Below are 4,724 nucleotides of genomic sequence, written 5' to 3'. Positions count from 1 at the left end.
TCTTCCTGCGTCATCTCATAGTATGCCGGACGGAAGATTTCGATGGTGCAGCAGTCGCCCTCGAAGCCGATCTTCTTCAGCGTATCTGCATAACGAGCGTGCGGCAGGCAATCACCTTCTGCATCCGGCCACAGACGCTTCTCATCGTTGTTATAGTATGCGCCGCACGGCATATCTTCTGTGCCGTTCAGATGCCATACAAAGATCTTCTTGCCGTCAGCCTTCTCCAGAGACTCCCAGCCAGAACCCATAGCATAGAAATGATACTGATCCAGCGTCACGCCAACCAGCGGAGAATCTACCGCTTCAACAATGGCATAAGCATCCTCAAAGCGGTTGATGGTCATATCCGGTGCGCCGCAGAACTCCAAGCTCAGCTTGATGCCATACGGCTCAACCTTCTTTACCATTTCCTTCAAAACAGCAACGGCATCCTCACGGATTTCCTTGCGAGTCGGCTGTAAGCCGCGCTCCTTCATGTCCTGAGACGGAACGACAACAATCATCTTGCATCCCAGAATGTTGCAGCGGCGAATGATCTCATCCAGCTCGTCCATAACAGCCTGCTTCTCCTCTGCGGTCTGCTTCATATTAAAGAAGCACAGCGCATTGTAAGACAGCATCTTCAGGTGATGGGTGGAGAACCACTCGCCCAGCTCTTCGATGGTCACAATGCCCTTTTCCAGATCACGGTTCAGGCACTCGGACTGGATGTCGATGCAGTCAAAGCCATACTTCTCGCACAGCTCCAAGTCCTGCATTACGGTGTGTCCCTGACAAAAACGGTCATTTGCTTCATTAAAACCTAATCTCATGTGTATACTCTCCTTTTGTTGAATCATTGTTGTTGAAAGAAGCGGATGGAGACCGATGCACACGGCTTGGGATCGTATGCATCGGAAATCCACAGAAAAGAGCAGCAAATTGTGCTGCGCGCCGAACCACATCATGCTTTGTTTTGGTCGTCCTCTCTTCTGCCTCTTACGATACCATTTTTGTGCATTTGTTTCAAGCAATTTGCCGCACTATCATTTCCACGTGCAAAATCCCGTGATTTCTTCTAGTTTTCCCTCTGATTATTTAGATGTATTGCCCAAAAATCTCTCATTTTCCCGCAAAATCCACATGTTACAAAAAATAGTTTCGTGCATTTGTCACATCTTTTCAACTCTGCAAATCTATGGTATGATACAAGCATTAGGAGCGTGATAAATCATGGTAACAATGCAGCAAATTGCAGATGCCTGCGGTGTTTCTCGCGGCACGGTAGACCGTGCGCTGCACAACAAACCCGGCATTCGTCCAGAGGTCGCCGAGCGCGTCCGTGAAAAAGCACGAGATATGGGGTATATTTCCGCCCGTCTTATGCCCTCTTTGCTCAATACATGGAAAATCGGCGTTGTCCTGCACTCCGCCGCCTCTGATTTTGTCAAAGAACTGGCACATTTGTTTGAAGAATTTCCCAGCAGCGAATTGCTGCCGGTAAAAATTGTTCTCCGCACGATGGACGGAGTAGATATTCAGCATCAGCTGGCGTTGATTGACGAGCTGGTGGAAATTGAACATATTGATGCCTTGGCTTTAATGCCGCTGGCAAACAGCTTAATCCGAGATAAAATCAATCAGATCAGCGAAAAAGGCGGCATTCCGGTTGTCACGCTGAACACAGACATCAGCGATGCCAATCGACTTGCGTATGTCGGACCGGACGACATTGCCGCCGGACGATCTGCCGCAGCACTGATGGGTATGCTGACCGGCGGCCACGGACATATTCTCCCGATTCTCGGCCAGCAGAGCGGACACTACGCGGACAGCCAGCGCTTAACAGGATTTTTAGAGGAAATGTCGGCCAACTATCCAAATATGGAGGTTTTGCATCCGGAATGCTGTTTTCTCGACGGAGAGCTTGCCAAGCGGATCACCTGCCGTGCCATTCAAGCTGACCCAGAATTAAACGGTATTTTTGTGTCATCGATGGGACGCCGCGGCGTTGCTAAAGCGCTGCAAGAGACCGGCATGGCGGGAAAAATCCACATGATTATTCATGACATTACGCCGTCCAACCTGTCTCTCATCAAACAAGGGATTGTAGACTTTGTCATCGGTCAGGACATTGAGACACAGGGCACCCGCCCGATTCAAATCCTCTATGATTATCTGTCCAACCACAAAATGCCGGAGCAGCGCATTCAGCTCACGGATATTTCTATCAAATTCCGCTGTAATCTTCCACCCGAAGCATAATATCCCTTTATACTTCTTCTGTAGTATTTCGTGTCCGAACGTCATGTATCTGATATGCATATGTTAAGGTTTCGCTATGCATTTATCGGGGATTTCGTGCAATTTTTGGCATCTTTTTTGAAAATTTCCTACGTGATTCCGTCGTATTTGCATTGAATCCCGCACGAATAAATGATACAATGATATTTGTAGGAATATAGAAATTTCTGCAAATCGAACTACACAAAGGAGAAGAACAAAAAGTGAAGAAATTCCGATTAAGAATGATCAGCTTGTTTCTCGCTGTCATGATGGCCTTGTGTCTAACCGGTTGTTCCGAGTCACAGACCAGAATGATGTTCGGTACTGGCGGCACCGCCGGCACGTATTATTCATACGGCGGCGTACTTGCACAGTACATGAAAACATACGCTGGTGTGCGTACAACCGCTGTATCGACGGGTGGCTCCAAGGTCAACATCCAGAGTATTCAGGATGGCGACTTCCAGCTCGGTTTTACCCAGTCCGATGTTATGACATACGGCTGGAACGGCACCCGTGCTTTTGAGCAGGACGGCCCGACACACGATTTCCGTACGCTCGGTGCCCTGTACGCAGAAACCGTTCAGCTGCTCACGATGGATGATGACATCACCTCTGTCGAGGATCTGCGTGGCAAGCGTGTATCCATCGGTCAGGCTGGTTCCGGTACATATTTCAACGCAGTAGACGTACTGGAAGGCGCTGGCATGACCATCAAGGACATCAAGCCGCAGTACCAGTCGTTCGAGGACTCCAAGGAATCTCTGAAGGACGGCAAGATTGACGCCGCATTTATCGTTGCTGGACCTCCGACCTCTGCTATCACAGAGCTTGCCACAACCAATGGCGTCAACCTGATTAATATTGATGGTACTGTTCGCGACAATATCTTGTCCAAGTGCCCGTACTACAAAACATATACGATTCCGGCAGATACCTATCCGGGACAGACCGAGCCGGTCAATACCATTACGGTACAGGCTACCGTTGTTGTCTCTGCACAGGCAGATGAGGATACTGTTTATAAGCTGACGGCAGCTATCTTTGACCATGTCGATGACATCACCAAGGAAAATGCCAAGGGCGCAGAGCTGAAGCTGGACACAGCAACCAGCATCACAACGGTTCCTTACCATGCAGGCGCTGCCAAATACTATGCCGAGCACGGTATCACCGTGAATACGGATGAATAAGGAGGGTACAGGATCTGTGAATAAGAACGAAGAAAAAACCAAGCTGAACGATCCAGAAGTTCTCACGGATGAGGCTGTGGACGTACAGGCCGATGTTGATTCGGTCATGCGCAAGTATGACAGAGAATCCAACACCCGTATCTGGGAGGGCAAGCCGAAAATCGCCATCACGGTGATTCTCGCTGCATTCTCTCTGTGGTGTATCTATGTCACACTGTTCGCAACATTTTTGGAAGAAATCCGTCTGACATCCTTTATGGGTCTCATTATTTTGATGGGCTTCTTGATTTATCCGTCTAAGAAGGGCGATCAAAAAGTCAATCACATGCCGATTAGCGATATTATCTTTATGATAGCCGGCGTCGGCTCCTTCTTCTACTTTACTTTCAATGTCAATCAGATTATCAATCAGGGTACCCGCTTTACCTGGTTCCAGATTGCTGTCGGCATCGTTGCCATTCTGGCATTGATTGAGGTAACGCGCCGTTGTGTCGGTCTGCCGATTCTGATTGTTGCCGGTGTATTTGTTGTCTATGCGCTGGTATACGGACTGACTAATCCGGAGTTCTTTGGCAGACTGCGTTATCTCGTGCGCAACCTGTTCTACACCAAAGAAGGTATTTTCTCCACTCCGGTAAATGTCTGCTCAAAGTACATCGTTGTATTTATTATTTTCGGCGCGTTCTTGGAGCGCACCGGTATTTCCAACTTCTTCATCGATTTGGCAAACTGCATTGCAGGCCGCTTTGCAGGCGGTCCGGCAAAGGTATCCGTTATCTCCTCCGCTCTGTGCGGCATGGTATCCGGTTCCTCTGTCGGCAACACGGTAACAACCGGTTCGGTTACCATCCCAATGATGAAGAAAACCGGTTACAAGCCGGAATTTGCAGGCGCTGTTGAGGCAACCTCTTCCACCGGCGGTCAGATCATGCCGCCGATCATGGGCGCTGCAGCCTTCCTGATGGCAGATTTCGTCGGTGTGCCGTATTCCAGCATCATCGGCCGTGCTATTCTTCCGGCAATTCTTTACTTTGCCGGCATCTTTATCTCGGTACATCTGGAGGCAAAAAAACTGAATCTGCACGGTATGCCGAAGGAACAGCTTCCAAAAGCACGCAATCTCGTAAAGAAGATTTATTTGCTGCTCCCGCTGGTTATGCTAGTTGTTTGGGTATCCGGCAACTTTATGACCATGCAGAAGGCTGCTTCTCTGGCAATCGTTTTGACCGTTGTTGTCAGCCTGTTTAACAAGGACAATCGCAT

4 protein-coding genes are annotated in these 4,724 nt (G+C 48.9%); 3 read left to right on the top strand and 1 reads right to left on the bottom strand.

The genetic code is table 11. The features are described 5' to 3' along the window. On the bottom strand, positions 1 to 815 hold an 815-nt coding region (locus tag ACR0P9_RS07775), incomplete at its 3' end, for a sugar phosphate isomerase/epimerase family protein (protein WP_432618928.1). A gap of 400 nt (positions 816 to 1,215) precedes the next feature. Between ACR0P9_RS07775 and ACR0P9_RS07770 the strand changes: the two genes are divergently transcribed. The 3 genes from ACR0P9_RS07770 to ACR0P9_RS07760 form a co-directional block, all read left to right on the top strand. Continuing rightward, the gene (locus tag ACR0P9_RS07770) at positions 1,216 to 2,247 is read left to right on the top strand and encodes a LacI family DNA-binding transcriptional regulator (protein WP_432618926.1); all 1,032 of its coding nucleotides are present in this window, start codon (positions 1,216 to 1,218) and stop codon (positions 2,245 to 2,247) included. Between the two features lie 242 nt (positions 2,248 to 2,489). After that, the gene (locus ACR0P9_RS07765; RefSeq protein WP_432618923.1) at positions 2,490 to 3,461 is read left to right on the top strand and encodes a TAXI family TRAP transporter solute-binding subunit; all 972 of its coding nucleotides are present in this window, start codon (positions 2,490 to 2,492) and stop codon (positions 3,459 to 3,461) included. 16 nt (positions 3,462 to 3,477) lie between these two features. Continuing rightward, positions 3,478 to 4,724: TRAP transporter permease (locus ACR0P9_RS07760; RefSeq protein WP_432618921.1), on the top strand; the 1,247-nt coding region annotated here is incomplete at its 3' end.

The sequence above is a fragment of the Butyricicoccus sp. genome, from assembly GCF_050872565.1.
In the GTDB taxonomy this organism is placed as follows: domain Bacteria; phylum Bacillota; class Clostridia; order Oscillospirales; family Butyricicoccaceae; genus Butyricicoccus_A.
Note: the sequence above shows the minus strand (reverse complement) of the source record. Positions and strands in the feature narration are given on the sequence as shown.